This window comes from Alishewanella sp. HH-ZS, assembly GCF_001704375.1.
GTDB classification, from domain to species: Bacteria; Pseudomonadota; Gammaproteobacteria; order Enterobacterales; family Alteromonadaceae; genus Alishewanella; species Alishewanella aestuarii.
Genome location: NZ_LZEJ01000105.1, coordinates 1 through 544, shown reverse-complemented (window position 1 = coordinate 544; position 544 = coordinate 1). Strand labels below are relative to the sequence as shown.

Annotated in this window: 1 protein-coding gene; it reads left to right on the top strand. The window is 39.7% G+C overall.

Going from position 1 to position 544, the window contains the following annotated elements; translation table 11 throughout:
- The first annotated feature begins 141 nt into the window (after positions 1 to 141).
- Positions 142 to 447: a hypothetical protein gene (locus A9165_RS16475; protein ID WP_065956682.1), complete on the top strand. Its 306-nt coding sequence runs from the start codon at positions 142 to 144 to the stop codon at positions 445 to 447.
- Positions 448 to 544 lie beyond the last annotated feature (97 nt).

Genomic DNA, 544 nt, shown 5'->3' with positions numbered 1-544 from the left:
GTCATCCTAATTGTCGCCGAACACTCAGGAAATAAATGGAACTACATAACAAACGCCAGCATACTGCGCCTACGTCAGCAGGACTCACAATAATTTGCTACTTGTTTAGGCGTACATTATGTACTTTAAGGAGGAAATGGTTTGGCTGAATATTTTGGATTGTTTGTTCCTGTGCTGATTTTTATAGGCTTTTATCTATATATGCAGCTTGATGAGTATCGGCAGAGAATTCGCTTCTTAGAAGTCAAAATAAACGCGCTTATCAAGCATGCGGGTATTGAGTTTAACGATACTACTTGTGTGCCTGTTGAAGTGCACAATGCCATAAGAAACGGTCATCGGCTAAAAGCCATCAGGCTTTATCGCAAAATCACAGGCGCAGATTTAAAAGAGGCAACAGAAGTGGTGGATGTATTGCTCAAAAAATATAGCAATACACTTTTATGATGACCTTAGTTATGCAGACAGTTATGGAAATTTTATCCGGTATTGTCTTGATGATTGGTTTTTATTCGGTAATAACCCAGGGCTCCCGCATGAGTGT